This is a genomic window from Pseudomonas sp. S3E12, from assembly GCF_001702295.1.
Classification (GTDB): domain Bacteria; phylum Pseudomonadota; class Gammaproteobacteria; order Pseudomonadales; family Pseudomonadaceae; genus Aquipseudomonas; species Aquipseudomonas marginalis.
Genome location: NZ_MBDT01000032.1, coordinates 283,140 through 308,385, shown reverse-complemented (window position 1 = coordinate 308,385; position 25,246 = coordinate 283,140). Strand labels below are relative to the sequence as shown.

General features: G+C 61.6%; 24 protein-coding genes. 14 read left to right on the top strand and 10 right to left on the bottom strand.

What is annotated here, in order from left to right; genetic code table 11:
- Positions 1-200: 200 nt before the first annotated feature.
- Positions 201-1,544 (bottom strand): CDP-diacylglycerol--serine O-phosphatidyltransferase, encoded by a 1,344-nt coding sequence (gene pssA / locus BB029_RS25825; protein WP_065941336.1) that lies wholly within the window; start codon positions 1,542-1,544, stop codon positions 201-203.
- Positions 1,545-1,669: 125 nt separating this feature from the next.
- Here pssA and BB029_RS25820 point away from each other — a divergent pair, with 125 nt between their 5' ends.
- Positions 1,670-2,233 carry a TetR/AcrR family transcriptional regulator gene (locus BB029_RS25820; RefSeq protein ID WP_065941335.1) on the top strand — a complete coding sequence of 188 codons (564 nt, stop codon included), beginning with the start codon at positions 1,670-1,672 and terminating at the stop codon, positions 2,231-2,233.
- A gap of 54 nt (positions 2,234-2,287) precedes the next feature.
- Positions 2,288-2,767, top strand: a complete 480-nt coding sequence (locus BB029_RS25815) for a nuclear transport factor 2 family protein (RefSeq protein WP_065941334.1) — start codon at positions 2,288-2,290, stop codon at positions 2,765-2,767.
- A 42-nt stretch (positions 2,768-2,809) separates the two neighbouring features.
- On the opposite strand, the gene BB029_RS25810 is transcribed toward BB029_RS25815, so the two are convergent.
- Together BB029_RS25810 and BB029_RS25805 are read right to left on the bottom strand one after the other, a co-directional pair.
- On the bottom strand, positions 2,810-3,967 hold the full coding sequence (locus BB029_RS25810) for a PQQ-dependent sugar dehydrogenase (RefSeq protein WP_065941333.1): 1,158 nt from the start codon (positions 3,965-3,967) through the stop codon (positions 2,810-2,812).
- A gap of 12 nt (positions 3,968-3,979) precedes the next feature.
- Complete coding sequence (locus BB029_RS25805) at positions 3,980-4,294, bottom strand: hypothetical protein (protein WP_065941332.1); 315 nt, start codon at positions 4,292-4,294, stop codon at positions 3,980-3,982.
- A 184-nt stretch (positions 4,295-4,478) separates the two neighbouring features.
- Here BB029_RS25805 and BB029_RS25800 point away from each other — a divergent pair, with 184 nt between their 5' ends.
- Complete coding sequence (locus tag BB029_RS25800; RefSeq protein ID WP_065941331.1) at positions 4,479-5,318, top strand: Ku protein; 840 nt, start codon at positions 4,479-4,481, stop codon at positions 5,316-5,318.
- A 24-nt stretch (positions 5,319-5,342) separates the two neighbouring features.
- Complete coding sequence (ligD, locus tag BB029_RS25795) at positions 5,343-7,817, top strand: DNA ligase D (RefSeq protein WP_065941754.1); 2,475 nt, start codon at positions 5,343-5,345, stop codon at positions 7,815-7,817.
- 17 nt (positions 7,818-7,834) lie between these two features.
- On the opposite strand, the gene lpxO is transcribed toward ligD, so the two are convergent.
- Positions 7,835-8,734, bottom strand: a complete 900-nt coding sequence (gene lpxO / locus BB029_RS25790; RefSeq protein WP_065941330.1) for a lipid A hydroxylase LpxO — start codon at positions 8,732-8,734, stop codon at positions 7,835-7,837.
- Positions 8,735-9,067: 333 nt separating this feature from the next.
- On the opposite strand from lpxO, the gene BB029_RS25785 reads away from it, so the two are divergent.
- Positions 9,068-9,454 (top strand): TIGR03067 domain-containing protein, encoded by a 387-nt coding sequence (locus tag BB029_RS25785; protein WP_065941329.1) that lies wholly within the window; start codon positions 9,068-9,070, stop codon positions 9,452-9,454.
- A 137-nt stretch (positions 9,455-9,591) separates the two neighbouring features.
- Here the strand turns inward: BB029_RS25785 and BB029_RS25780 are convergent, their stop codons facing one another.
- Positions 9,592-10,404, bottom strand: a complete 813-nt coding sequence (locus BB029_RS25780) for a bifunctional 2-polyprenyl-6-hydroxyphenol methylase/3-demethylubiquinol 3-O-methyltransferase UbiG (RefSeq protein ID WP_065941328.1) — start codon at positions 10,402-10,404, stop codon at positions 9,592-9,594.
- Between the two features lie 154 nt (positions 10,405-10,558).
- On the opposite strand from BB029_RS25780, the gene BB029_RS25775 reads away from it, so the two are divergent.
- The 4 genes from BB029_RS25775 to BB029_RS25760 all read left to right on the top strand — a co-directional run bounded on the left by BB029_RS25775 (position 10,559) and on the right by BB029_RS25760 (position 15,745).
- Positions 10,559-11,797 (top strand): MFS transporter, encoded by a 1,239-nt coding sequence (locus tag BB029_RS25775; protein WP_065941753.1) that lies wholly within the window; start codon positions 10,559-10,561, stop codon positions 11,795-11,797.
- 49 nt (positions 11,798-11,846) lie between these two features.
- The gene (locus BB029_RS25770) at positions 11,847-12,434 is read left to right on the top strand and encodes a hypothetical protein (protein WP_065941327.1); all 588 of its coding nucleotides are present in this window, start codon (positions 11,847-11,849) and stop codon (positions 12,432-12,434) included.
- Between the two features lie 379 nt (positions 12,435-12,813).
- Entirely contained in the window at positions 12,814-14,400 is a 1,587-nt protein-coding gene (locus tag BB029_RS25765; RefSeq protein WP_083236492.1) for an ABC-F family ATPase, read from the top strand.
- 169 nt (positions 14,401-14,569) lie between these two features.
- A complete protein-coding gene (locus BB029_RS25760) occupies positions 14,570-15,745 on the top strand; it encodes an MFS transporter (RefSeq protein ID WP_065941325.1) in 1,176 nt (391 codons plus the stop codon).
- On the opposite strand, the gene BB029_RS25755 is transcribed toward BB029_RS25760, so the two are convergent.
- Both BB029_RS25755 and BB029_RS25750 read right to left on the bottom strand, forming a co-directional pair.
- A complete protein-coding gene (locus BB029_RS25755) occupies positions 15,739-16,776 on the bottom strand; it encodes a dienelactone hydrolase (protein WP_065941324.1) in 1,038 nt (345 codons plus the stop codon). The two genes, BB029_RS25760 and BB029_RS25755, sit on opposite strands and share 7 nt — an antisense overlap.
- 240 nt (positions 16,777-17,016) lie before the next feature.
- Positions 17,017-17,628 (bottom strand): FMN-dependent NADH-azoreductase, encoded by a 612-nt coding sequence (locus BB029_RS25750; RefSeq protein ID WP_065941323.1) that lies wholly within the window; start codon positions 17,626-17,628, stop codon positions 17,017-17,019.
- Between the two features lie 126 nt (positions 17,629-17,754).
- On the opposite strand from BB029_RS25750, the gene BB029_RS25745 reads away from it, so the two are divergent.
- Together BB029_RS25745 and BB029_RS25740 are read left to right on the top strand one after the other, a co-directional pair.
- Positions 17,755-18,663 carry a LysR substrate-binding domain-containing protein gene (locus tag BB029_RS25745; RefSeq protein WP_065941322.1) on the top strand — a complete coding sequence of 303 codons (909 nt, stop codon included), beginning with the start codon at positions 17,755-17,757 and terminating at the stop codon, positions 18,661-18,663.
- Positions 18,660-19,022: an MmcQ/YjbR family DNA-binding protein gene (locus tag BB029_RS25740; RefSeq protein ID WP_065941321.1), complete on the top strand. Its 363-nt coding sequence runs from the start codon at positions 18,660-18,662 to the stop codon at positions 19,020-19,022. Before BB029_RS25745 ends, BB029_RS25740 begins: the two co-directional genes overlap by 4 nt.
- Here BB029_RS25740 and BB029_RS25735 read toward each other — a convergent pair.
- Positions 19,005-19,388: a DUF1294 domain-containing protein gene (locus BB029_RS25735; protein WP_065941320.1), complete on the bottom strand. Its 384-nt coding sequence runs from the start codon at positions 19,386-19,388 to the stop codon at positions 19,005-19,007. The genes BB029_RS25740 and BB029_RS25735 overlap by 18 nt on opposite strands.
- On the bottom strand, positions 19,385-20,215 hold the full coding sequence (locus BB029_RS25730; RefSeq protein WP_065941752.1) for an undecaprenyl-diphosphate phosphatase: 831 nt from the start codon (positions 20,213-20,215) through the stop codon (positions 19,385-19,387). Before BB029_RS25730 ends, BB029_RS25735 begins: the two co-directional genes overlap by 4 nt.
- A 229-nt stretch (positions 20,216-20,444) precedes the next feature.
- Between BB029_RS25730 and BB029_RS25725 the strand changes: the two genes are divergently transcribed.
- From BB029_RS25725 to BB029_RS25715, 3 genes are all read left to right on the top strand, one after another.
- Positions 20,445-22,079, top strand: a complete 1,635-nt coding sequence (locus tag BB029_RS25725; protein ID WP_027607911.1) for a methyl-accepting chemotaxis protein — start codon at positions 20,445-20,447, stop codon at positions 22,077-22,079.
- A gap of 178 nt (positions 22,080-22,257) precedes the next feature.
- The gene (gene pnuC, locus BB029_RS25720; RefSeq protein WP_065941319.1) at positions 22,258-22,821 is read left to right on the top strand and encodes a nicotinamide riboside transporter PnuC; all 564 of its coding nucleotides are present in this window, start codon (positions 22,258-22,260) and stop codon (positions 22,819-22,821) included.
- Positions 22,818-23,336, top strand: a complete 519-nt coding sequence (locus tag BB029_RS25715; RefSeq protein WP_065941318.1) for an AAA family ATPase — start codon at positions 22,818-22,820, stop codon at positions 23,334-23,336. The genes pnuC and BB029_RS25715 overlap by 4 nt, the downstream gene beginning before the upstream one ends.
- A 94-nt stretch (positions 23,337-23,430) precedes the next feature.
- On the opposite strand, the gene ggt is transcribed toward BB029_RS25715, so the two are convergent.
- Complete coding sequence (gene ggt, locus BB029_RS25710; RefSeq protein WP_065941317.1) at positions 23,431-25,155, bottom strand: gamma-glutamyltransferase; 1,725 nt, start codon at positions 25,153-25,155, stop codon at positions 23,431-23,433.
- Between the last annotated feature and the right edge of the window lie 91 nt (positions 25,156-25,246).

The following is a 25,246-nucleotide window of genomic DNA, read 5'->3' as shown; positions in this document are numbered from 1 at the left end:
CCTGGGAGGGCGCCTGAAACTCACTGAGCGCCGGGACAGTACTGCTGAATCGAGTGGTGTACATATCTATTAACCCCTGGCCAATTGAACGGCGAGAGTTCTCGTCCCTTAGAACAGTCAATAGACAACGTACAGCACACGCCAAAGACGCTGCAGAGGCAAAGTCTCAACACATCGAGCCTGCCGCAACGCACCCGTTACTAGAGAATTCGGTACAACAACCGCTCGATTCGTACACGGCTGACCCGGCGCAAAAACTTGCCGACGGCCTCGGGATAATCCACCAGGGTTTGCAAATCCTGGTAACGCTCGATCCGCGTGGTGTGCTGGAAAATCTGCGCCAGCTCCGTGCGTCGCGGCTCCAGCCACTGGCCTTGGGGGTCATCGACGAGCAAGGCGTTTTCCAGGTCGAGACGAAACGCCCGTGGGTTGAGGTTGTTGCCGGTGAGCAAGGTGTAGCGCTGATCGACCCACATGCCCTTGAGGTGGTAGGTGTTGTCGCCGTCGCGCCACAGATGCAGGTTCAACTGGCCGCTGTCGATCACCGGTTGATGACGCTTGGCAAAGCGGCGCAGGCTGATTTCGTACAGGTACGGCAGTGCCGAGATCACCTTGAAGGGTTCGCTGGGCGGGATGTAGAAATCGTTGGCGGTCTTGTCGCCGACGATGATGTCGACCTTCACCCCGCGCGCCAGGGCGCGGTTGATTTCGCGGGTCACCGGCAGCGGCAGGTTGAAGTACGGCGTGCAGATGGTCAGTTGATGCCGGGCACTGGCGATCAGTTCGAGAATCACGCGGTTCAACGGGTTGTTCTTGCCCACGCCGAGCAACGGGCTGACAGACAGGTGGCCGTTGGGCAACTGCCCTGCCGTGGTGTCGTAGGCCGCGTGCTTGAGCCGGCTGCGCAGGTCGCCGATGTCGTTGCGCAGGCTGCGGGTGGTCGGCGGGTTCGGCAGGTCGAGGCGGTGCACGGCCTTGGAGGCCACCAGGCCGTGTTCCACCAAGTGCTGCATGGAATCCGCCAGGGGCTGGCTGTGGATCAGGTGGTAACGGTCGAAGCGGTATTTATCGAACTTGTGCAGGTACACGTTGTTCAGGCTGGCACCGCTGTACAGCACACTGTCATCGATCACAAAGCCCTTGAGGTGCAGCACGCCGAACAGCTCGCGGGTTTGCACCGGTACGCCGTACACCGGCACTTCACTGGCATGGCGCTGCGTCATGGCCTGGTACCAGGCGCTGTTGCCCGGTTGCTTGCCGGCGCCGATCAGCCCGCGCTGGGCGCGCAGCCAGTCGACCACCACCACGATGTCCAACTCCGGCCGTGCAGCCTTGGCGGCGTGCAGGGCGTCGTAGATCTCCTGCCCTGCCTCGTCCTGCTGCAGGTACAACGCGACGATGTAGATACGGCGGGTGGCCTGGGCAATATTCTCCAGCAGGCAGCGACGGAACGCATCAGCGCCGGACAGCACGTCAATGGCGTCGGGAGTCAGGGGAAAACCGCGCAGCTTGGGCAACAGGGAGCGTTTGAAGAACGACGGCATAAGGCTCGCAATGGGTCGAATCCGAAGAGGTCCCGAGCTTACACCATGGGGGTGCTCAGGTCTCGCAGTGGCAGAGAGTAAAATTCCTGTTGACCAAGAAGAACGATCGTTCTACTTTAGCAGCCATGAACGACATGACCCAGAATGAAACCCGCGACATTATCCTCGACGTCACCGAGAAGTTGATCTATCGCCACGGCATCGCCGCCACCGGCATGGACTTCCTGGTGAAAACCGCCGGCGTCTCGCGAAAAAGTATTTACCGTTACTTCGCCAATAAAGATGAGCTGGTGATCGCGGCCCTGCAGCGCCGTGACGAGCGCTGGATGCACTGGCTGCGCGGCGAGGTGGAGCGCGTCGATGGCAGCGGCGCACGCTTGCTCGCGCTGTTCGACGCGCTCAAGGCCTGGTTCGGCTCGGCGGATTTTCGCGGCTGCGCCTTTATCAACACCAGTGGCGAAACCGGCGACCCGCACGACCCGGTTCGCCTGCTGGCCAAGGCCCATAAACAGAAACTGTTCGAGTACGCACTCGAACTGTGCCAAGCACATGGTACCCCCGACCCCGAACGGCAGGCCGCGCAACTGCTGATCCTGATCGATGGCGCCATTACCGTTGCCCTGGTCATGGGTGATTCAACAGCCGCTGATAATGCGCAATGCATGGCGCGAACGTTATTGGGACTGTGAACGCACCCGCCTGGCAACTTTCGATAACGCTGTATGGTTTTGAGGAGCCGCCTGATGTCATCTACCGCAGAAACACGTCCGCCCTTGCCGCCGTTTACCCGTGAATCGGCGATTGAAAAAGTGCGCCTGGCCGAAGACGGCTGGAATTCCCGCGACCCGCACCGGGTGTCGCTGGCTTATACCCTGGACACGCACTGGCGTAACCGTGCCGAATTCGCCCATAACCGCGAAGAGGCCAAGGGCTTTCTCACGCGCAAATGGGCCAGGGAGCTGGATTATCGGCTGATCAAGGAGCTATGGGCCTTTACCGACAACCGCATCGCCGTGCGCTATGCCTACGAATGGCACGACGACTCGGGTAACTGGTTCCGCTCCTATGGCAATGAGAACTGGGAGTTCGACGAGAATGGCCTGATGGCCAATCGTTTTGCCTGCATCAACGACCTGCCGATCAAGGAGAGCGAACGCAAGTTCCACTGGCCGCTGGGACGGCGCCCGGATGAGCATCCGGGGTTGTCCGAACTCGGGCTTTGACTGAAGCCGCAAGCTTGAAACTTCAAGCTTGCGGCTCATTGCTCAATCCTGATTGAGGCCCACTCGATACAGCACGCCATCGTCCTCATCCGTCAGCACATACAGAAAGCCATCCGGCCCCTGCCGCACATCGCGAATGCGTGCCTTCAAGCCGCCCAGCAAGCGCTCCTCATGGATAACCTTATCGCCATCGAACTGCAGACGAATCAGTTCCTGGCTGGCCAGCGCACCGATGAACACGTTGTGCTGCCACGCCTTGAACCGGTCGGCGTCGTAGAAGGCCATGCCACTGATAGCCGGTGATTTCTCCCACACATGGTGGGGCGCCACGGTGCCTTCTGCGGTCTTGCCCTTGGCCTCGGGAATCGGTGTGAGCGAATAGTTGATGCCGTGAGTCGCCAGCGGCCAGCCGTAGTTCTTGCCCCGCTCGATAATGTTGATTTCATCACCGCCGCGCGGCCCGTGTTCGTTTTCCCAGAGCGTGCCACTCCATGGGTTCAGCGCCAGCCCTTGCGGATTGCGCTGGCCGTAGGACCAGATCTCGGGACGTACCCCGGCTTGACCGACAAACGGGTTGTCATCGGGCACGCGGCCATCCGGGTAGATCCGTACGACTTTGCCCTGCAGCTTGTCGAGGTCCTGGGCGGTCGGGCGGTCGTTGTTTTCCCCCAGGGTCACGAACAGGTAGCCATCGCGGTCGAAGGCCAGGCGCGAACCGAAGTGGTTGCCGGTGGAGAGTTTCGGCTCCTGGCGCAGGATCACGTTGAAATCGGTCAAGCCACTCAGGTCCGGCGCCAGGCGCCCGCGACCCACAGCGGTGCCGGCCGTGCCGCCCTTGCCGCCGCCTTCGGCGTACGTCAGGTAGACCATGCGGTCCTGCTTGAAGTCCGGCGACAGCACCACATCGAGCAAACCGCCCTGCCCCTTGGCCCACACCTCGGGCACGCCGGTCAACGGCGCAGACAGCTTGCCGTCCGGACTGACAAAGCGCAGGCGCCCCGGACGCTCGGTCACCAGGAACCCTTGCTGGTCGGGTAAAAACGCCACGGCCCACGGGTGATCGAGGCCTTTGACGATCGGGGTCGCGGTGATGCTGCCTTGTTCACTGGGGAACTGCTGCCCATCGGCGGCATAAACGGCCGTCTGCGCAAGCAGCGTGGTGGCGCACAGGGTGGCGAGCAGGGTTTTGCGTATCAACATAAGACAGCGTCCTTACCGGCGATTGCCGTTGGCATCATAGGTGGGGGCTTTGGAGTCGGTGGCTGGACGGCTGGGGGCCGCATCGCGTTGCGGATAGCGATTGCCGATACCACCGTTTTCCAGGGTCGGTGTGCGCGGCGTCGGCACGGTCTGAATACCGCGCACCGCCGGCGTATTGGGTTGGGTGCCCTGCATGCTGTTGGGATTGGCCCGGTGGATCGGGCCGTTATTGGAATCGCTTCTGCCGGGCAGGTTTTGCGCGAGGGCAACTGGCCCAAGTGCCAGGCCTAGCACCAGCACCGCGAGATGACGCACGCAGCTGTTCATGACAAAGCCTCTCTGGGGCGAGGAGTACGTGCTTTCGATACCACGCTACGCCCTGGGTTCGGCTTTCGTAACTAAATAGTTTCTCATCAGGTGTAACACGATCTGTCCGCGCATCTGCCCGGGGAAACTTTTCACGCTGCCGTCGAGTCACCCGAACACAGCTTCTTCTTAAGGAATCGCACGTATGCCACGGGCAATCTGGAAAGGCGCCATCAGTTTCGGCCTGGTTCATATTCCGGTATCGCTGGTCTCGGCCACCTCCGCCCAGGGCGTGGACTTCGACTGGCTGGACAAGCGCAGCATGGACCCGGTGGGCTACAAGCGCATCAACAAGGCCACCGGCAAGGAGGTCACCAAGGAGAATATCGTCAAGGGCGTAGCGTTTGAGAAAGGCCGCTATGTGGTACTCAGCGAAGATGAGATCCGCTCGGCCCACCCCAAGTCGACCCAGACCATCGAAATCATCGCGTTTGTCGCCAGCGACCAGATTCCGTTGCAGAACATCGACACGCCCTACTTCCTGGCCCCGGATAAACGTGGTGGCAAAGTCTACGCACTGCTGCGCGAAACATTGAAGAAAACCCGCAAGGTCGCCCTGGCCAATGTGGTGTTGCACACCAAGCAACACCTGGCGGCACTGATGCCCCTGGAGTCGGCGCTGGTGCTGGTGATGCTGCGCTGGCCGGCTGAAGTGCGCAGCCTGGATGAACTGGAACTGCCCAGCGAGGTGACCAAACCCAGCCTGGCCAAGGGCGAGCTGGACATGGCCAAGCGCCTGGTGGAAGACATGAGCGCAGACTGGCAGCCCGAGGACTATCGCGACAGTTTCCAGGAAAAGATCATGGCGCTGGTGGCGAAGAAAGCCAAGGCCGGCAAGATCGAAGACGTCGAATCCCAGGAAGGCAGCGAGGAACGCAAGTCGGCCGATGTGATCGACCTGACCGAGCTGCTCAAGCGCAGCCTGGCCGGCAAGCCGACGACGAAAAAACCGGCCGCGAAAAAAGCCGGCAAAAAGGCCTCTTGAGCCTGACGTATGCGGGAGAACCACATGGCCAAGCCCCTGAGCGAATACAACCGTAAACGCGATTTCGAGGTCACCGCCGAGCCATCAGGCCGCGCACCGGGTCGTAAGCCCAAGGCATCGGCCCTGAGCTTCGTGATCCAGAAGCACGACGCGCGCAACCTGCACTATGACTTCCGTCTTGAGCTTGACGGGGTGCTGCTCAGTTGGGCAGTGCCCAAGGGGCCGAGCCTGGACCCGAGCCAGAAACGCCTGGCCGTGCACGTTGAAGATCATCCCCTGAGCTATGGCGGTTTCGAGGGCAGCATCCCGGCCGGCCAGTACGGCGCCGGCGATGTGATCGTGTGGGACCGCGGCATCTGGCAACCCCATGACGACCCGCACAAGGCCTATGCCGCCGGCAAACTCAAATTTACCCTGGTCGGTGAAAAGCTCTCCGGTGACTGGGCGCTGGTACGTACGCGCCTCAAGGGCAGCGGCGACAAGGAGCAGTGGCTGCTGATCAAGGAAAAAGACCAGCAGGCCCGCCCCGCCGCCGAATACGATATTGTCCAGGCCCAGCCAAAGAGCGTCCTCAGTGACGCCTCGGTCGGTGAACCCAAGGCCAAGCCTCGCGCCAAACCACAGAAGCGGGCAACCGCCCTCCCCGAACAATTCGCCCCGCAACTGGCAACCCTGGTAGACCGCGCGCCCGAAGGCGACTGGCACTACGAGATCAAGTTCGATGGTTACCGCATGCTCGCCCGCATCCGCGGCGGCGAGGTACGCCTGTTTACCCGCAATGGCCATGACTGGACCGAGCGCCTGCCACGCCAGGTCAAGGCCCTGCAGGCCCTGAAGCTCAAGGACAGCTGGCTCGATGGCGAGATGGTCAGCCTTAATGACGACGGCCTGCCGGACTTCCAGGCACTGCAAAATGCCTTTGAGCTCGGCCGCAGCCTGGACATCGTCTACTACCTGTTCGACGCACCGTTTTTAAACGGCAGCGATCAACGCCAGGCGCCACTGGAGGAGCGACGCGCCGCGCTCAAAGACGCCTTGTCCGGCAGCCGCAGCAAACTGCTGCGTTTTTCCGAAGCATTTGCCGCCAACCAGCGCGATATCGTCGAAAGCGCATGCGAGCTGGCGTTGGAAGGCGTGATAGGCAAGCGTAAGGGCAGCCCCTACGTCTCCAGTCGAAGTACCGATTGGATCAAGCTCAAATGCCGCCTGCGCCAGGAGTTCGTGATCGTCGGCTACACACGCCCCCAGGGATCACGCAGCGGTTTTGGTGCGCTGCTGCTGGCCGTCCATGCCGATGGCGCGCTGGTCTATGCCGGGCGCGTGGGTACCGGGTTCGACCAGGCCTCACTGAAAAACATCCATGCCCGGCTCAAGCCTTTGGAACGCACGGCGTCGCCCCTGGCAAAACCGCTGACCGGCACCCAGGCGCGCGGCGTGCATTGGGTAGAGCCGACGCTGGTCGGTGAGGTGCAGTTTGCCCAATGGACCCGAGAGGGTGTGGTACGCCAGGCAGCGTTCATGGGCTTGCGCACGGACAAACCCGCCGCGCAGGTCATTCAGGAGCAGCCCCGCGCGGCCAAAACCCTGAAAGCATCGGCGGCATGCAAGGCCAGCGGGGTGACGATCACTCACCCCGACCGCGTCATCGACCCGCAAAGCGGCACGCAGAAACAGCAATTGGCGCAGTTCTACGAAGGCATCAGCGAATGGATCCTGCCCTTCCTGCGCCATCGCCCCGTGTCCCTGCTCAGGGCTCCGGAAGGCATCGAGGGCGAGCAGTTCTTCCAGAAGCACTCGGAGCGCCTGGCGATTCCGAACATCAAGCAACTGGACCCGGCACTGGACCCAGGCCATGCGCGCCTGATGGAGATCGACACGACGAAAGCGCTGGTTGGGGCCGTGCAAATGGGCACCCTCGAACTGCATACCTGGGGCGCCACTTCGGACAAGATCGAAACCCCGGACCTGTTTGTGCTGGACCTTGACCCGGACCCGGCGCTGCCCTGGAAAACCATGCTGGAAGCCGCTCAGCTCACCTTGTCGGTACTCGACGAGCTGGGGTTGGAAGCCTTCGTCAAGACCAGCGGCGGCAAAGGCTTGCACCTGGTCATACCGTTGGCGCGGCGGGATGGCTGGGACACGGTAAAAGCCTTTGCCAAAGCCATCGCCCAGTTCATGGCCCGGCAGTTGCCCGAGCGTTTTACCGCCACCTCCGGGCCAAAAAACCGCGTAGGCAAGATCTTCATCGATTACCTGCGCAATGCCCGTGGCGCCAGCACAGTGGCGGCCTATTCGGTACGCGCACGGCCGGGCTTGCCCGTGTCGGTACCGGTAAGTCGTGAAGAGTTCAAAGGCTTGCGCAGTGCCCAGCAATGGACGGTGGCCAATCTGCTGGAACGTTTGCAAGGCTTGAAGGAAGACCCGTGGGCGGGCTATGCCAATCGGCAAAAAATCAACAGAAAGATGTGGGATCAATTAGACGCCACGCCACCGAAGTGAGTGGCGCCCGGACCGGTTCAGATCAGCAGGAAGAGAGCCGCCAGGGCAGCGAAGATCGCCCACTTTTCCAGGTAATAACGCGTGCGGTTGCGCTTTTTCAGTTCTTTGCCACGCAGACGGATCGTGTACAGGCGAGTAAACGCGCGGTTGAGCCCACCCGTCTTGTCGCCGGAGTCATTGGGCGAGCCTGCGGCCGCCATCACAGTGCGGCTGAACCAGCGGTTGAAGGCGGCGGCCCAACGGTATTTCATCGGGCGCTCGATATCGCAGAACAGGATGATGCGGTTCTGTTGTGTAGTGTTTTCAGCGTAGTGAATATACGTCTCGTCAAACATCACCGGCTCGCCATCACGCCAGTAGTAACTTTCGCCGTCCACATTGATGTAGCAGCCCGGATCATTCGGCGTGTCCAGGCCCAGGTGGTAACGGTAGGAACCGGCATACGGGTCACGGTGGCGCACCAGCTTGGAGCCCGGCGGCAACTCGGCGAACATTGCCGCCTTGATCGAGCCGATGCCCTGCACCAGCTCGGTGGTACGCGGGCACAGCTTCATCGCCGAGGGGTGGCTGTCGCCATACCATTTCAGGTAGAACCGCTTCCAGCCGGACTTGAAGAACGAGTTGAAACCTACGTCGTTGTATTGGTCGGAGCGTTTGATTTCGCCCGCACGCATCAGAGCCTGGCCTTCCCGGCGAATCTCCTCCCAGTGCTCTTGCAGCGGGCTCAGTTCGGGAAAATCGCTGGGTGATAAATAAGGGCGGCCGGGCAGTTTGGAGAACAGGTAAAGGAAGCAGTTGATCGGTGCCAGGAAGGTCGAATGATCACTGAGTTGGCGACCCAGCTTATGCCGCACCCGACCACGCAGGTGTACATACGCAATGGAGGCAACGTAAAGAACAACAATGATGAGTTTCAAGGGATTTCGTCACATGTCAGAAGAAAACAGGCTGCTCCTGCGCGCCCACAACGGCTGAGGATGGATAGCAGCGTCTGAAATCACAATTCACACAATTGGCACGACCGGCTGAGTAATGTCCCGATACGTGGTCCGTGGCAGTTATTTAGCCACAGTTTGTAACCAAAAGTTAATCAAGAATTGTGAAAACCTGTCTAGTGAATGTGCCGGGCAGGCGCCTCGACGGCCGGCCTTGGGGCACGGCAACCACCGATCATCGAACGGCGAAAGATGGTAAAAGGCAGCACCGCCGGCAACGCCCGGTAATTACCCCCTCAGCAAAAAGGAATTTGTATGTCAGCCCTTTCAGATCCGGATAGTCAAACCCTTCAAGGCGTTTGGGAGCAAACCTCACTTGAAGACAGTGGCGTACTCAATCCCATCGATGCCCACAGCGCTCCGGGCGCTTTAACCACTATCAGCGGCGATCGTTTCGAAGTGAAGACCGTCAGTGGCGAAGTATTGTTGGCGGGTCGGTTTTTCCTGGACAGCAGCACGGTTCCCAAAAGCATTACCTGGGTGGACGCCCTGGGCGATGACGCCGGCAAGCACTTGCCCGCCAGTTATCGCCTGGAGGGGGATTCATTTGTGTTCATTGCGGCGGATGAAGGAATGCCCAGACCTATCGTGTTCAGTACCGGCCCAGGCCAAACCATGCGCACTTTCGTGCGCCGCGCGTGATGCTGCGCGCCATCCGAACGCGCGACAGCAATTTCACAAAGCCTTCACTTTCAGCCCTATAGGGTGAAGCCTACCTACTCCAGTAAATCCCTTGGCCCGCCAGTTCGCGGGCTTTTTTTTGCCTGGTGCGAATCGGCTCAGGCGGGACGCTTGGTGGCGGCCAGCGTGAAGCACAGGGGTAACTGGGCAGGCTGGTGCTCGTACTGGTCGTAAAGTTCTTCGCGATTGGAGTGGGCATATTCCTGCAGATGGTCGATCTGCAATTGCGCAGCAATCGCCGCGCTCACCACATCCCCCAGGGTGTGCACATACCAATAGGAGGTCGGCCCCGCCACTTCGCCCTGCCCCTCATAGACAATCGACTCCTGCAGCACAAAAGGCTCACGCTGGAAGTACGAACTGGCCGGCAACAGTGGGTCTGGCGCACGCGGGTCGAACATTTCCAGAAACGGGTGGGTTTCATACATCACCAGCGTGCCACCGGGTTTCAAGGTCCTGGCGACATGGCGCATGAACAGCGCCACATCCGGCATCCAGCCCAACACGCCGATGGTCACCAAGGCGATGTCGAAGCGCTCGTGCAAGCGTGATGGCAACTGGTGGATATCGCTTTCGATGAATTCCGGGTGGTGGGGCGAAACGTCGGCAAGCTCACAGGCCTGCTGCAGGAACGCCCGGGATTGGTCCACACCGACCACCGAACGCGCGCCCAGGCCAAACAGCGACAGGCTTTCGCGACCGTTATTGCAGCACACCTGCACCACCTCTTTGCCGGCAACGCCGATGTCTTGCAACAGCCCGGTAAGAGTGGGGTCCAGGCACGAAAACCCAGGGTCGCGGACCCCGTTAAGCAGGGCGCTCCAGGTCTCGGTGGTTTTGTGCAGGTCGGCGGAGTGATCCCAGGCGTCCTTGTTGCAGGCAATCGCCTGTTGAGCTGAGGGCATGTCCATTGCGTCTCCAGATAAGTCATACGGCGAGGCAAAGAAAATAAGCCACAAGCCTACAGATTAAAACCCCAGCAGCAGGCGAAACTAAATGAACTGCGCGCAGGTCACTAGCGCAATGAGTGTTCAGCCTTTGAACGCCCCCTGCGAAGTCCTGATCATGGCCACACACGCCGACCTGCGTAATACCCTGTCCCTGGACAGCCTGAATTTTTTCCTGGCGGATGTGCGCGACGGCCTCGGTCCATACCTGGCCATCTACTTGCTGGCGGTGCACAAATGGGATCCGGCCAGTATCGGCGTAGTCATGACCCTGGCAGGTATCGCCGCGCTGATCACCCAGGGCCCGGCGGGTGCCCTGATCGACCGCACGCGCAGCAAACGCGCTGTGATTGCCGTTGCCGCCCTGCTGGTGACCGGCAGTTGCCTGTTGCTGCCCTTCGTCAGTTCATTCAGCCTGGTTGCCTTGACCCAGGCGGCCAGTGCCATCGCCGCATCGGTGTTCGCGCCGGCGATCTCCGCGATTTCCCTGGGCATTACCGGGCCACGTGCGTTCACCCGGCGCACCGGGCGCAACGAAACCTTCAACCACGCCGGCAACGCTGTGGCGGCGCTGTTGGCCGGTGGCCTGGCGTACCTGTTCGGACCCGTGGTGGTGTTCTACCTGATGGCCTTTATGGCGGTGGCCAGCGTCGTGGCTGTCAGTTGCGTCTCGGCCAAGGCGATCGACCATGAGGTAGCCCGGGGCTTCGACCCTGCCCACCACAGCGACCATGAGCAGCCGTCCGGCATTGCGGTCTTGCTGGCCAACCGGCCGTTATTACTGTTTGCGGTCTGCTGCGCCCTCTTCCACCTGGCCAATGCGGCGATGCTGCCACTGGTCAGCCAGAAGCTCTCGCAGATCAACCTGCAGATGGCCACGCCACTGACCTCGGCCTGTATTGTCGCCGCACAATTGGTGATGGTGCCGACGGCCTGGCTGGTGGGCAGCAAGGCGGACGTGTGGGGGCGCAAGCCGCTGTTGCTGTTCGGCTTCATGATCCTGCCGCTGCGTGGCGTGCTCTACACCCTGTCCAGCGATCCCTACTGGCTGGTGGCCGTGCAGATGCTCGACGGCATCGGCGCAGGGATCTTCGGTGCGCTGTTCCCGGTGATCGTCAAGGACCTGACCCAGGGCACCGGGCGTTTCAACGTCAGCCTGGGGGCGCTGTCCACGGTATTTGGGCTGGGCGCGGCCTTGAGCAGCAGCCTGGCCGGTTTTGTGGTGCAGCAGGCCGGCTACAATGCGGCCTTCCTCACCCTGGCCGGGGTGGCGGGCGTCGCGTTGGCGCTGTTATGGCTGGCGATGCCGGAGACCCTGGCAAAACCCTTCTTCGCGCCTCACGCATCTACCGCCTGATATGAGCGACACTGTGCGCCAAACCCAAACAGCAAATGGAGTTGCCCCCATGAAGAAATACATCCTGTATCCGCTACTGCTTCTGCTCGCAGGATGCAGCACGGGGCCCTATCTGCATCCGGAGTCGACGGTGGGCAGCAACGCCCTGCTTTCGCGCACCTGCCCCGGCCCGAAAGCGGCGATGAGCTATGCCCCACTGGCAGAAGAACTCAACTGGGTTCATGTGCTGGTCTACGTGGCGCCACCCGGCACATCCAGCTGGCCGGGTAACCAGCGCTCAACCGCTGCTGAACTGCGCCTGTTCGGACGGCTCTACCCATCTAATACCTCAGTGCAGCGCACAGCAGCCGTCAAACAGGCCGAGCCGGCGCTTTGGGTCAGTGCAGCGTCGCCCGTCGTCACGGTCACCCTGGCGAATGGGCAAAGCTATCCTGTCACCATTGAACAACTCAAAACCGGTTTCGACCCCAGGAAAACATTCGACAGCGAGTTCAAAGGGACAGCATTGGGGCAAGGCGACATGGATGATTTCACGCTCACCTTCCCGGACATATTCGTCAACGGTGAAAAAGTCCCTATGGCCCCGATTCACTTCAAGAAACGCGAAGAGCGTTATGCGCCTGTGTTTAATTGCTGACAGGCCGGTTTTTTGGCGCTCAGCCGACTCTGTTATCGTGGGTCCTTCGACCGCAATGGAAGCATCGAAGAATGTATGGTCTACACTACCGCTCGGCCCCTCACACGCGCCCCATGACCGACATGCAGCTCGCGCAGGCAATCGCAACAACTTACTGAGCGCGGCCTCGTCGAGAATGGCTTGCCACATTCAAAGCACTGAACATCCCTCGTCGGCCGCCATACAACTGTCGCCTGACATATGCGACAATGCGCGCCAAATTCCAACACACATCCCCCATTTTTTGCTCAGCGACCGGGTTTCGCGCCTTGATGTCGCTGTTGATGCATGCCTGAAGGCTCCTGCCGCCACGCTCGCAACCCATTGATAGGTAAAGTAATTGATCTCCACAGCTAACATCACCATGCAGTTCGGCGCCAAGCCGCTCTTTGAGAACGTCTCGGTCAAGTTCGGCGCCGGCAACCGGTATGGTCTGATCGGTGCCAACGGTTGCGGCAAGTCGACCTTCATGAAAATCCTCGGCGGCGACCTCGATCCGTCCGGCGGCCAGGTCATGCTGGAGCCGAATGTGCGCCTGGGTAAGTTGCGCCAGGACCAGTTCGCCTACGAAGAATTCACCGTACTCGACACCGTGATCATGGGCCACGAGGAGCTGTGGAAGGTCAAGGCCGAGCGCGACCGTATCTACTCGCTGCCGGAAATGAGCGAAGACGACGGCATGGCCGTGGCCGAGCTGGAAACCGAGTTCGCCGAGATGGACGGCTACACCGCCGAATCCCGTGCCGGTGAACTGCTGCTGGGCCTGGGTATTCCCCTGGAACAGCATTTCGGCCCGATGAGCGAAGTCTCCCCCGGCTGGAAACTGCGTGTGTTGCTGGCCCAGGCGCTGTTCTCGGACCCGGAAGTGCTGTTGCTCGACGAACCGACCAACCACCTGGACATCAACACCATCCGCTGGCTGGAAAACATCCTGACCCAGCGCTCCAGCCTGATGATCATCATCTCTCACGACCGTCACTTCCTGAACAGCGTGTGCACCCACATGGCTGACCTGGACTACGGCGAGCTGCGCCTGTTCCCGGGCAACTACGACGAGTACATGACCGTGGCGACCCAGTCCCGCGAGCAACTGCTGTCGGATAACGCCAAGAAGAAAGCGCAGATCTCCGAGCTGCAGTCCTTCGTCAGCCGCTTCTCGGCCAACGCCTCGAAAGCCAAGCAGGCCACTTCCCGCGCCAAGGCGATCGACAAGATCCAGCTGGCCGAGGTCAAGCCTTCGAGCCGTGTGAGCCCGTTCATCCGTTTCGAACAGAACAAGAAGCTGCATCGACAGGCGGTCATCGTCGAGCGCATGGCCAAAGGTTTCGGCGGCAAGCCGCTGTTCAAGGACTTCAGCTTCCAGATCGAAGCCGGCGAGCGCGTGGCGATCATCGGCCCGAACGGTATTGGCAAGACCACCCTGCTGCGCACCCTGGTCAACGAACTGACGCCGGATGCCGGCAGCATCAAGTGGACCGACGCCGCGGAACTGGGCTACTACGCCCAGGACCACGCCCACGACTTCGAAGACGACGTCACACTGTTCGACTGGATGGGCCAGTGGACCCAAGGCGAGCAAATGATCCGTGGCACCCTGGGTCGTATGCTGTTCTCCAACGATGAAATCCAGAAGTCCGTAAAGGTGATCTCCGGTGGTGAGCAAGGCCGCATGCTGTTCGGCAAGCTGATCCTGCAGAAGCCGAACGTGCTGATCATGGACGAACCGACCAACCACTTGGACATGGAATCCATCGAGGCGCTGAACCTGGCGCTGGAGAACTACCCGGGCACGCTGATCTTCGTCAGCCACGACCGTGAGTTCGTATCGTCCCTGGCCACCCGCATCATCGAGTTGAGCGCCAACGGTGTGATCGACTTCAGCGGCACCTACGACGATTACCTGCGCAGCCAAGGCGTGGTGTTCTAACAGTAGCGACCTGAAACCCTGGGGAACAGGCTCGTTGTGGTGAGCAGGCTTTTGTGGTGAGCGGGCTCGCCACAGTAAGCCGGTTTCTCAGCCAAAGTAGTTAGCCTGCTTCCTTTTCCCCCAAGCCCTTGCCATGATGCATTCACCGCCCGCCCGCGAACGAGTGCCCATGTCTGCTGCCGCCCCCAGTTCACTGTCGATCACCCTGCAGATCGTCTCCATCGTCTTCTACACCTTCATCGCCTTTATCTGCATCGGCCTGCCGATTGCGGTAATCCCGGGCTATGTCCATGAGCAACTGGGCTTCAGCGCGGTGGTGGCCGGGATTACCATCGGCTCGCAGTACCTGGCAACCCTGCTCAGCCGCCCCATGGCCGGGCGCATGTCCGACAACGTCGGCACCAAGCGCGCGATTGTGCTGGGGCTGGCGGGCATCCTGATCAGCGGAGTATTGACGTTCTTCGCCACCCTGGTGGACAGCCTGCCCAGCCTGAGCCTGGGGATTCTGATCCTCGGCCGGCTGTTGCTGGGCGTGGCCCAGGGCCTGATCGGCGTGGGCACCATCAGTTGGTGCATGGGCCAGGTCGGGGCGGAGCACACGGCGCGGTCGATTTCGTGGAATGGCATTGCCTCCTACGGCGCCATCGCCATCGGCGCGCCGCTCGGAGTGGTGATGGTCGCCGAATATGGCTACACCAGCCTGGGTATCGCGCTGTCGGTATTGGCGGCGCTGGGCCTGGTGCTGATCCGCAATAAACCCTCGGTGCCGGTAGTGCGCGGCGAGCGCCTGCCGTTCTGGGCGGTGTTCGGGCGCATTGCACCCTTTGGTGCCAGCCTGTGCCTGGCATCCATCGGCTACGGCACCCTGACCACCTTTATCACCCTGTATTACCTCAATCGCGGCTGGGCCGGCGCGGCGTACTGCCTCACGGTGTTTGGCGTGTGTTTTATCCTCTCGCGGCTGCTGTTCATCTCCGCGATCAGCCGGTTTGGCGGCTTCAGGGCGGCGATTGCCTGCATGATCATCGAGACCCTGGGCCTGACGCTGCTGTGGCTGGCACCGTCCACCGGCGTAGCCTTGATCGGTGCAGGGCTGACCGGCTTTGGCTTGTCGCTGGTGTACCCGGCGCTGGGCGTGGAGGCCATCAAGCAGGTGCCGAACAGCAGTCGCGGTGCGGGCCTGAGTGCCTATGCGGTGTTTTTCGACCTGGCCCTGGCGATTGCCGGGCCGTTGATGGGCGCCGTGGCGCTGAACCTGGGTTACAGCTGGATTTTCTTCTGCGCAGCGCTGTTATCGGTCACGGCGCTGGGCGTGACCTTGCTGCTCAAGCGCCGCGCTTACTGATCGGCGGTCTGCAAACCGGCGCGGGTAGCCTGGCCGAGGGTGTGGCTGAAAAAACGCCCGGCTTCGGAGATCAGGTCGCGGTGGATACCTTCACGGTCGACGCCGTCGGCATCGGTGCAGATGGCCGGCATCGCGGCCAGTTGGTCGCTGTCGCACGGCGCCATGAATACGAAGTGCCCTGCCCCCGCCAGCAGCTTGAAGTCCGGTGGCTCCGGCAGTTTGCGTGCCAGGGCGGCGGCGTTCTTGTCGACCGCCACCAGCTTGTCGCCATCGCCGCTGTAGAGCAGCACCGGCACATGCACGTCGGCCAGGGTGTGGCGGCCGAACATCAGGCTCAACGGCGCCATCAACATCAAGGCATGAATGCGTGGGTCGGATTGCGGTTGCAGGTCGTCACGGTCCACCACCAGTTCGCCCTTGGTGGTGCAGGCATCACGATCTTCGGGGCGTTCCTGGCAATAACGGCGCAGGCGGTCGAAGTCCGGCTTGGCACCGGCCAGGATCAACGCGGTTTCGCCACCGGCCGAATAGCCGATAACGCCCACCTGATCGACGTTGACGAACGGCGACAGCATCGCGTCGGCCAGGGTCGCGGTGATCGCTTCGGAAATCTGGATCGGCCGGCCGTACAGGTTACTCACCGTGCCCAGGCGGCTGTGGTCCTTATAGTTATCGCCGGGATGCAACACCGCGACCACCACAAAGCCTTTGCGCGCCAGGGAGGTGGCCAGGTCATGCAGGGCCAGCGGCGTACCGGTGTTGCCATGGGACAGCATCAACATCGGGAAGCGGCCAATGGCGATCTTGGAATCTTCGCTGGCGGCGACGTGATAGGGACCCAGTTGCGTGCTGTGTTCAGCGTCGGTCGATGGGTAGAAAGCCACGGCTTTCATCGGCTGCTGGTCCAGCGGGTCGAGAAAGCTCATGCGGTGGAAGCCCACACTCCAATGGGGGTGCGGCGCGGGCGCAGCGTGCACTGAAATCAGGCCGCCGAGCAGGGAAAGAACCATAACAGCACAAAGACGCATCATGAGGATGTCCACCTTTGCTGCGTGACCACGTTCAACACCCGCGGCATGTCTATATGAAAAGTCCATGGTTCAAGGCACTCGCATCGGGTGATAAACCCATGCGTGCATAACCTGGGCCAAAGTAATGACAACGGGTAAACGAAAAAACTCCGTATTCCGGTCGTTTCAGGCGACAAGAATACAGAGTTTAGGCGCCCGGCTTCGGATTGAAACCGAGCAGAGGCGAAATTTACATAAGCCTTACGCCGCGGCGAACAATTGTTCGTTGATGAGCACGTTAGCGTCGCTCAGGGATTTGCTGCGCACTTCATCACCGTAGGCCAGGCCATGGGCGCGGACGAATTCGATGTCGGTAATGCCGAGGAAGCCCAGCATCACTTTGAGGTATTCCTCGTGGGCCACACCGGTTGCCTGGCCGACATGCATGCCGCCGGAGGTGGACACAATGACGACTTTCTTGTTACCGCACAGGCCTTCAGGGCCCGCTTCGGTGTAACGGAAGGTCTGGCCGGCAACGGCGATGCGGTCGATCCAGGCTTTCAACTGGGTTGGAATGGTGAAGTTGTACATCGGCGCACCGATCACCACGGCGTCGGCGGCGAGGAATTCGGCCAGGCTGTTGGCACTCAGGTCGGCCTCGTGTTGTTGCGCGGAGTCACGCAATTCGGCGGCGGTGCCCAGGGCGCCCAGGGTCGCGCCGGAGAAGTGGTTGATGCCTTCGCTGGCGAGGTCGCGATAGGTCACTTCCACACCTGGCTCGGCCGCTTGCCAGGCCTTGACCACGCCAGCGCTGAGCTGACGGGAAGCCGAGTTGTCGCCGAGGATGCTGGAATCGATGTGCAACAGTTTCATGGTGGATCTCCGAGTGTGGGATCGACAGTGGCGATCAGATGGAGGGGATGCTACGCATGAAACCAATAGTCGATAAGACGCCTGAAATGCGATAGTTTGTCCCACTGACAGGACAATAGGCTGACCATGCAAGACCTCAACGACCTCTACTATTTTGCCAAAGTCGTCGAAGCCGGCGGTTTTGCGGCGGCCGGGCGGCTGTTGGGCATTCCCAAATCGCGGCTGTCGCGGCGCATTGCCGAGCTGGAAGAGCGCCTCGGCGCGCGCCTGCTGCAACGCACCACGCGGCAACTGACCCTGACCGCCGTCGGCGAGCGCTACCTGCGCCACTGCCAGGCGATGCTGCTGGAAGCGGAAATGGCCGATGAGGCCGTCGCCAGCATGTCCAGCGAACCCCGTGGGCGCCTGAGGGTGACGTGCCCGGTGGGCCTGGCGCAAAACATGATGCCGGATGTGGTCGCGGGTTTCCTGGCTGCCCACCCCCAGGTGCAGTTGGAAATGACCCTGGTCAACCGCCGTGTCGACCTGGTAGCCGAAGGCATCGATGTGGCGCTGCGCGTGCGCGAACTGGGCGATGAAGACCCGCTGCTGGTCACCAAGCGCCTGCGCCCCGCCCAGACGGCCCTGGTCGCCAGCCCGAACTTTTTGCACGGTCGGCACATCAACACCCTCGACGACCTCAAGCAACTGCCGATACTCGGCGCGCTGGAAGCTGACCGCATGGTGCACCAACGCATCCTCGATCCCGAAGGCAACCCCCACGACCTGGTGATGGAAGCGCGCCTGGGCGTCGATGACTTCAACGTACGCAAGGCCAGCGCCATCATGGGCCTGGGCTTTACCGTGCTGCCGATGATGTACTGCGAAGAAGAACTGGCCAGCGGCCGGCTCGTACAATTGCTGCCGGAGTGGTCGTTGCCGGGCGGCTGGCTGCAGGCCGTCTACCCGCATCGCCGCGGCGTGCTGCCGGCGATTCGCGCCTGGATCGATTACCTGGAAGAAGGCTTCAAAAGCTGCGGAGACCGCCTGCTATGAAAATGACCGAAGCACAGGTCGCGACGTTCTGCCTGAGCCTGCCCGGCGCGCGGGAAGACTACAAATGGGGCGGCGTGCGGGTGTTCTCGATCGCCGGCAACAAAATGTTCGCCCTGCAAAACCTGCGCGGCGACTCACTGGCGTTCAAGGTCGACAAGGACTTGTTCCTCGGCCATGTGGACCGTCCCGGCATCCACCCGGCGCCGTACCTGGCACGCGCGCAGTGGATCATCATGAACACGCCCTACCCGCTGGGGGCCGAGGAACTGCGTAGCCTGTTGCAGCGCTCCCACCAGTTGGTGGTGAGCAAACTGCCCAAGCGCACGCAGGTGGGGTTGCTGCTAGAGAACGGACAGTAGCGTGCCACCGAGGAACAACTGGTCCAGCCAGAACACCTGGTGCAACAACACGATCACCCAGAACAGCACCTGGTAAGACACTTTGCGCGTCTTGTGCCGGAACACCTGCTGGGCAATCAGCGCCCCCGGCCAGCCGCCCGCCAGTTCCACGGCGTGGAGAATGTTTTCCGGAGTGCGCCAACTGTCGGTGCGAGACTTGCGCTTGTCGCTCCAATACAGGAAAAACGCGATCACGCTGACCATCCCATAGGCCGCCAGCGGGATCACGGTTTCGCCGCGTTGCCACACCAATACCGACCCCACCAGCGGCGCCGCGCACAGCAGCACAAAGATCGCCGCTTTCAAGCGCGGATGCTGAACCATCATGCCTTGGCCGCCGCCCAGTCGATCCAGCCGAATTGCCAGGTCGCCAGGATCAACAGGCCGAACGCAATGCGGTACCAGGCGAACGCCGCGTAGCTATGGCTGGCGATGAACTTGAGCAGGCCCTTGACCGCGATCATCGCGAAGATGAACGAGGTGACGAAGCCGATGGCGAACACCGGCAGGTCCGCCGGCTGGAACAGATCGCGGTATTTGTAGCCCGAGTACACCGCCGCACCGACCATGGTCGGCATGGCCAGGAAGAACGAAAACTCGGTGGCGGTCTTGCGCGACAGGCCGAACAGCAGGCCGCCGATGATGGTCGAGCCGGAGCGCGACGTACCCGGGATCATCGCCAGGCACTGGGCAAAACCGACCTTGAGCGCGTCTTTCCAGGTGATGTCATCGACGCTTTCGGCGTGCACTTCATGCTCGCGGCGCTCGGCCCACAGCATGACGATGCCGCCGATCACCAACGCGGTGGCCACAGTGATCGGGTTGAACAGGTAATGGTGAATCAGGTCGGCAAAGATCACCCCCAGCACCACGGCGGGCAGGAACGCGATCAGCAGGTTGACCGTGAAGCGCTGGGCGTTGCGCTGGGTCGGCAAGCCGGTGACCACATCGAGGATCTTGCGCCGGAATTCCCAGACCACCGCGAGGATCGCACCCAGCTGGATGATGATGTTGAACGCCATGGCGCGTTCGCCGCCGAAGTCGAGCAAATCGGCGACGATAATCTGGTGGCCGGTGCTGGAGATCGGCAGGAACTCGGTAAGCCCCTCCACGACGCCAAGAATCAATGCCTGAATGGCGGTCCAAAAATCCATGCTTCCCCCAAAGGTCATGCGCTGTGGCATGCCTTATCAATCTTTTAATGGTTCACTGACGAGCGCACTCAAGTGCCCGGTGTTGACCATGGTCAATGCCGGCCTGCAAAAATTCTGTGAAAAATCAGGCAGTACTCAGGTTTTGCGATTTCAGGCCGAAAGCCTATCAGACAAGGCGTAAAAGTCGATGCGACGCCCACAATTATAAAAAGCCCGGAGTGACAGGACGATGAACAGTTTGCGCAATATGTCGATCAGCCGACGCCTCTGGATGATCCTGATCGTCGCCGTGCTGATGCTGATGGCCCTGGGTTTGCTGATGCTCAAGCAGATCCACGACGACCTGTACCAGGCCAAGCGCCAGCAGACCCAGCACGTGGTCCAGACCGCCAGCGGGATCCTGACGTTTTATCACAGCCTCGAAACCACCGGGGTTATGACCCGCGAAGCGGCGCAAAAACAAGCCCTGAGCGCGGTGCGCGGCTTGCGCTATGACCACGACGACTACTTCTGGATCAATGACCTCACCCCCGTGATGATCATGCACCCGGCCAACCCCAAGCTGGACGGCCAGAACCTCTCGGCCATCCGTGACCCCGACGGGTTTGCCGTGTTCAACGAGTTCGTGATCCTGGCCAAGGCCAAGGGGGCCGGCATCATCAACTACCGCTGGCCGAAGCCGGGTGCGGAGGCGCCGGTGGCGAAAACCTCGTATATCCAGTTGTTCGAGCCGTGGGGCTGGATCATCGGCTCCGGCGTGTACGTCGACGATGTGCAGGCCGAGTTCAACAGCCAAGTGTGGAAGGCCTCGCTTATCGTCCTCGGCATCGCACTGGTGATGGCCCTGCTGGTATCGCTGATTGCCCGCAGCATCGTGCGCCCCCTGCAGGATGCGGTGAACGCCATGGGCAACATCGCCAGCGGCGAAAGCGACCTGACCCGCAGCCTCGATACCCACGGCCGCGACGAAGTCACCCAGCTGTCCCAGCACTTCAACACCTTCACGGCCAAGCTGCGCCAGGTCGTCAGCCAGTTGCAGGTGTGCGCCAACGCCCTGGGCCAGTCGTCCACGGAGCTGGGCAACAACGCGACCCAGGCCCATGACCGCAGCCAGCAACAGTCCCAGCAGATGGAACTGGTGGCCACCGCCATCAATGAAGTCACCTACGGCGTGCAGGACGTGGCCAAGAACGCCGAACACGCCGCCAGCGAAATGCGCGATGCCCAGGCCCAGGCCCAGCAAGGCCAGGTCAATATCGACAGCAGCCTGCAGCAGATCGACCAGCTCTCCACCACCATCAGCCAGGCCGTGGAAGTGATCCGCACCTTGTCCAGCGAAAGCACGCAGATCGGTGGTGTGTTGGAAGTGATCCGCTCCATCGCCGACCAGACCAACCTGCTGGCCCTCAACGCCGCCATCGAAGCGGCGCGCGCCGGGGAACAAGGCCGTGGTTTTGCCGTGGTGGCCGATGAAGTCCGCCTGCTGGCCCAGCGCACGCAAAAATCCACCGCCGAGATCCAGGCGATGATCGAGCGCCTGCAAGGTCACTCGGAAGCCGCGGTCAAGGTGATCAGCGACAGCCACAGCGCCTCGCAACTGACCATCGAACAAGCCGGCCAGGCCGGTGCCAGCCTCACCGCCATCGGCCAGGCGCTGCACAACCTCAACGGTTTGAATGCCTCGATTGCCAGCGCCACCCTGCAACAGGCCCATGTGGTGGAAGACATCAACCAGAACGTCACCCAGGCTGCGAGCCTGTCCCACAGCACCGCAATGGCGGCCGAGCAGTCCAACGTGGCCAGCGTGCATTTACGCGGGCTGAGCGAGCAGCTCGACGGCCTCTTGCGCCAGTTCAAGGTCTAACACTGCTCCAAATGTGGGAGGGGGCTTGCCCCCGATGGCGATACATCAGTCTGCATATGTGCAGCTGACCCTCCGCTATCGGGGGCAAGCCCCCTCCCACATTTGCCTTACTGTGTTTTGAAGATTGCTGGCCTCTGGTTACAATCCCCGCCCTCTCCCACTCTCCCAAGGAACCGCCATGTCCGGGCTTGAACTGTTCGCCGCCGCCCTGGGGGTGATCGCTGTCTGGCTGACGGTCAAGCAAAACCCCTGGTGCTGGCCCATCGGCCTGGTGATGGTGTTGCTGTACACCTGGGTGTTCTATGACGTGAAGCTTTATTCCGACATGCTGCTGCAAGTGGTCTACGCCGCCCTGCAAGTCTACGGCTGGTGGCAGTGGACCCGCGCCGGCGAGGTCAGGCAAGGGCGTCAGGTCACCCGCCTGGGTTGGCCGGCAATCATGACCAGCATGGCCATCGGTGCGGTCGGCAGCCTGCTGCTGGGCGCTGCGATGGCGCACTGGACCGACGCTGCGCAACCCTGGCTGGATGCCGCCCTCACCGGTTTCAGCCTGGTGGCGCAACTGTGGATGGCGCAGAAACGCGTGCAATGCTGGCCGCTGTGGATTGCCGTGGACGTGATTTTTGTCGGGCTGTTCCTCTACAAAGGCTTGTACCTCACCGCTGCGCTCTATGCCCTGTTCACCGTGATCGCCGTGCAAGGCTGGCGTGAATGGCGCGCCGACCCGGCGTTACGCGCATGAAGGTGGTGGTCCTGGCCGGTCCCGAGTCCAGCGGTAAAAGCTGGCTGGCTGCCGAGCTGCACGCGCATTTCGGTGGGCTGATGGTCGGTGAGTACGTGCGGTATTTCATCGACCGGCACCAGCGCGACACCCACCTGGGGGATATCCCGGCCATCGCCCACGGCCAACTGGCCTGGGAAGATGCCGCCCGCGCCCGGCAGCCGCGCCTGCTGGTCCTCGACACGCACCTGCTGACCAACAGACTGTGGAGCCAGACCCTGTTCGGCGACTACCCGGCATGGCTCGACGACGAACTGCTGGCGCGGCATTACGACCTGCACCTGCTGCTGTCGCCGGATGATGTGGAATGGACCGCCGACGGCCAGCGCTGCCAACCGGAACTGGCCGACCGCCAGGCGTTTTTCCAGGACAGTCTGGCGTGGATGCAGGCGCATCGACAGGCGGTGGTGGTCATCAGGGGGAGTTGGGAGGAGCGCCGCACCGCGGCGTTTGCTGCGGTAGAACAGCTGTTGTAGTGAGCGGGTTTGCCCCGCGCTGGGTGGCGAAGCCGCCCCAATAAAAAACACCGCAGCCTGCCAGACAGGACGCGGTGTTTGGTTTTAGGGGGGGTTAGTAGCCCAGCGACAGGCCGGTATTACGCCGCGGGTCATTCGCGCCATAGAAGCGGTTGTTGCCCACCGGCTTGCCATCCAGGGACGGTGCGCCCACCAGGATCGCCGCCAAGTGGTTGGCGTCCTGCGGCCCGGCAAACTTGTGGCCCCAGCTTTCCAGAATCTTCTGGGTGTCCGGGCTGACCGCGAAGGTCTCCAGGTTGGTGGTTTCCGGCATCCATTGCTGGTGGAAACGCGGCGCGTCCACGGCTTCCTGGATATTCATCTTGTAGTCGATGACATTCAGGATGGTCAGCAGGGTCGCGGTAATGATGCGGCTGCCACCTGGCGTACCTACGACCATCACGGCCTTGCCGTCCTTGGTCACGATGGTCGGGCTCATCGACGACAGCGGCGCCTTGCCCGGTGCGATGGCGTTGGCTTCACCCTGGACCAGGCCGTACATGTTCGGCACCCCGACCTTGACGGTGAAGTCGTCCATTTCATCGTTGAGGATCACCCCGGTCTTGCTCGCCATCACGCCCGCACCGAACCAGTCGTTGAGGGTGTACGTGACCGAGACCGCGTTGCCCCATTTGTCGACGATCGAGTAGTGCGTGGTGTTGTTGCCTTCGTGCGGTGACACACCCGGCTTGATCGCCTGGGAATCCCCGGCCTTGTGCGGCTCGATGGCGTCACGCAGTTTGGCCGCGTAGTTCTTGTCCAGCAGATGCTCGATCGGGTTCTTCACGAAATCCGGATCGCCCAGGTAGCTGTTACGGTCCACGTAGGCGTGGCGCATGGCTTCGATCTGGTAGTGCAGGCCCTGGGCCGAGTGATAGCCGAGGTCGGCCATCGGGTAGCCTTCGAGGATGTTCATGATCTGGCAGATCACCACGCCGCCCGAGCTTGGCGGCGGTGCCGAGACCACGTGGTAGCCGCGGTAGTCGCACTCGATGGGCGCCAGTTCGCGGGTCTTGTACGTGTCGAGGTCGGCCTGGGTGATGATGCCCTTGCCGGCCTGGCTGGAATCCACCAGGGCCTTGGCGACCCAACCCTTATAGAAACCGTCGCTGCCCTTGGCGGAGATTTCCTTGAGGGTCCTGGCCAGGTCTTTCTGCACCAGCTTCTGGCCGACCTGCAGCGGCTGGCCGTTGTGCAGGAAAATCCCGCGCATATCCTTGTCTTTTTCGAACTCGCCGGTGGCGGTGTGCAGCAGGTCGATATCGCCCTGCTCCAGGGCAAAGCCGTTTTCCGCCAGCTTGATCGCGGGGGCAATCACCTGGGCGCGCTTGAGGGTGCCGTACTTGCTCAGGGCCAGCTCCATGCCGGACACGGTGCCAGGCACACCGACCGCCAGGTGTCCCTTGGCACTCAAGCCTTCGACCACATTGCCGGCCTTGTCCAGGTACATATCGGCGGTGGCCGCCAACGGGGCTTTTTCGCGGAAGTCGAGGAAGGTCTTGCGCCCATCCGCCAGTTGCACGGTCATGAACCCACCGCCGCCCAGGTTACCCGCCGCCGGGTACACCACCGCCAGCGCATAGCCGACCGCCACCGCCGCATCCACCGCGTTGCCGCCGGCCTTGAGTACATCCACGCCGACATGCGTGGCCAAATGCTGGGCGGTCACCACCATGCCATTTTCACCGGCCACCGGGGCCTGGGAAGCGGCCTGTACGCCGCTGACGGTCAACACCAGGGCGGTGGCAATTAAGGTGCGGCTGAAGGGTTGGTATTTCATCCATGGCTACTCTAGTTATTGAGATGCACCAAAATAGCCCGTCCCGAATTTAATCCCCAGCGCAATGGCGTTTTTATTACAGAACCTGTCG

Bases quoted from the DNA above. Each gene is read 5' to 3' on its own strand.
- pssA (WP_065941336.1), bottom strand. From the start codon at position 1,544: ATGCCGTCGTTCTTCAAACGCTCCCTGTTGCCCAAGCTGCGCGGTTTT.
- BB029_RS25820 (WP_065941335.1), top strand. From the start codon at position 1,670: ATGAACGACATGACCCAGAATGAAACCCGCGACATTATCCTCGACGTC.
- BB029_RS25815 (WP_065941334.1), top strand. From the start codon at position 2,288: ATGTCATCTACCGCAGAAACACGTCCGCCCTTGCCGCCGTTTACCCGT.
- BB029_RS25810 (WP_065941333.1), bottom strand. From the start codon at position 3,967: ATGTTGATACGCAAAACCCTGCTCGCCACCCTGTGCGCCACCACGCTG.
- BB029_RS25805 (WP_065941332.1), bottom strand. From the start codon at position 4,294: ATGAACAGCTGCGTGCGTCATCTCGCGGTGCTGGTGCTAGGCCTGGCA.
- BB029_RS25800 (WP_065941331.1), top strand. From the start codon at position 4,479: ATGCCACGGGCAATCTGGAAAGGCGCCATCAGTTTCGGCCTGGTTCAT.
- ligD (WP_065941754.1), top strand. From the start codon at position 5,343: ATGGCCAAGCCCCTGAGCGAATACAACCGTAAACGCGATTTCGAGGTC.
- BB029_RS25785 (WP_065941329.1), top strand. From the start codon at position 9,068: ATGTCAGCCCTTTCAGATCCGGATAGTCAAACCCTTCAAGGCGTTTGG.
- BB029_RS25780 (WP_065941328.1), bottom strand. From the start codon at position 10,404: ATGGACATGCCCTCAGCTCAACAGGCGATTGCCTGCAACAAGGACGCC.
- BB029_RS25775 (WP_065941753.1), top strand. From the start codon at position 10,559: ATGGCCACACACGCCGACCTGCGTAATACCCTGTCCCTGGACAGCCTG.
- BB029_RS25770 (WP_065941327.1), top strand. From the start codon at position 11,847: ATGAAGAAATACATCCTGTATCCGCTACTGCTTCTGCTCGCAGGATGC.
- BB029_RS25760 (WP_065941325.1), top strand. From the start codon at position 14,570: ATGTCTGCTGCCGCCCCCAGTTCACTGTCGATCACCCTGCAGATCGTC.
- BB029_RS25755 (WP_065941324.1), bottom strand. From the start codon at position 16,776: ATGATGCGTCTTTGTGCTGTTATGGTTCTTTCCCTGCTCGGCGGCCTG.
- BB029_RS25750 (WP_065941323.1), bottom strand. From the start codon at position 17,628: ATGAAACTGTTGCACATCGATTCCAGCATCCTCGGCGACAACTCGGCT.
- BB029_RS25745 (WP_065941322.1), top strand. From the start codon at position 17,755: ATGCAAGACCTCAACGACCTCTACTATTTTGCCAAAGTCGTCGAAGCC.
- BB029_RS25740 (WP_065941321.1), top strand. From the start codon at position 18,660: ATGAAAATGACCGAAGCACAGGTCGCGACGTTCTGCCTGAGCCTGCCC.
- BB029_RS25735 (WP_065941320.1), bottom strand. From the start codon at position 19,388: ATGATGGTTCAGCATCCGCGCTTGAAAGCGGCGATCTTTGTGCTGCTG.
- BB029_RS25730 (WP_065941752.1), bottom strand. From the start codon at position 20,215: ATGGATTTTTGGACCGCCATTCAGGCATTGATTCTTGGCGTCGTGGAG.
- BB029_RS25725 (WP_027607911.1), top strand. From the start codon at position 20,445: ATGAACAGTTTGCGCAATATGTCGATCAGCCGACGCCTCTGGATGATC.
- pnuC (WP_065941319.1), top strand. From the start codon at position 22,258: ATGTCCGGGCTTGAACTGTTCGCCGCCGCCCTGGGGGTGATCGCTGTC.
- BB029_RS25715 (WP_065941318.1), top strand. From the start codon at position 22,818: ATGAAGGTGGTGGTCCTGGCCGGTCCCGAGTCCAGCGGTAAAAGCTGG.
- ggt (WP_065941317.1), bottom strand. From the start codon at position 25,155: ATGAAATACCAACCCTTCAGCCGCACCTTAATTGCCACCGCCCTGGTG.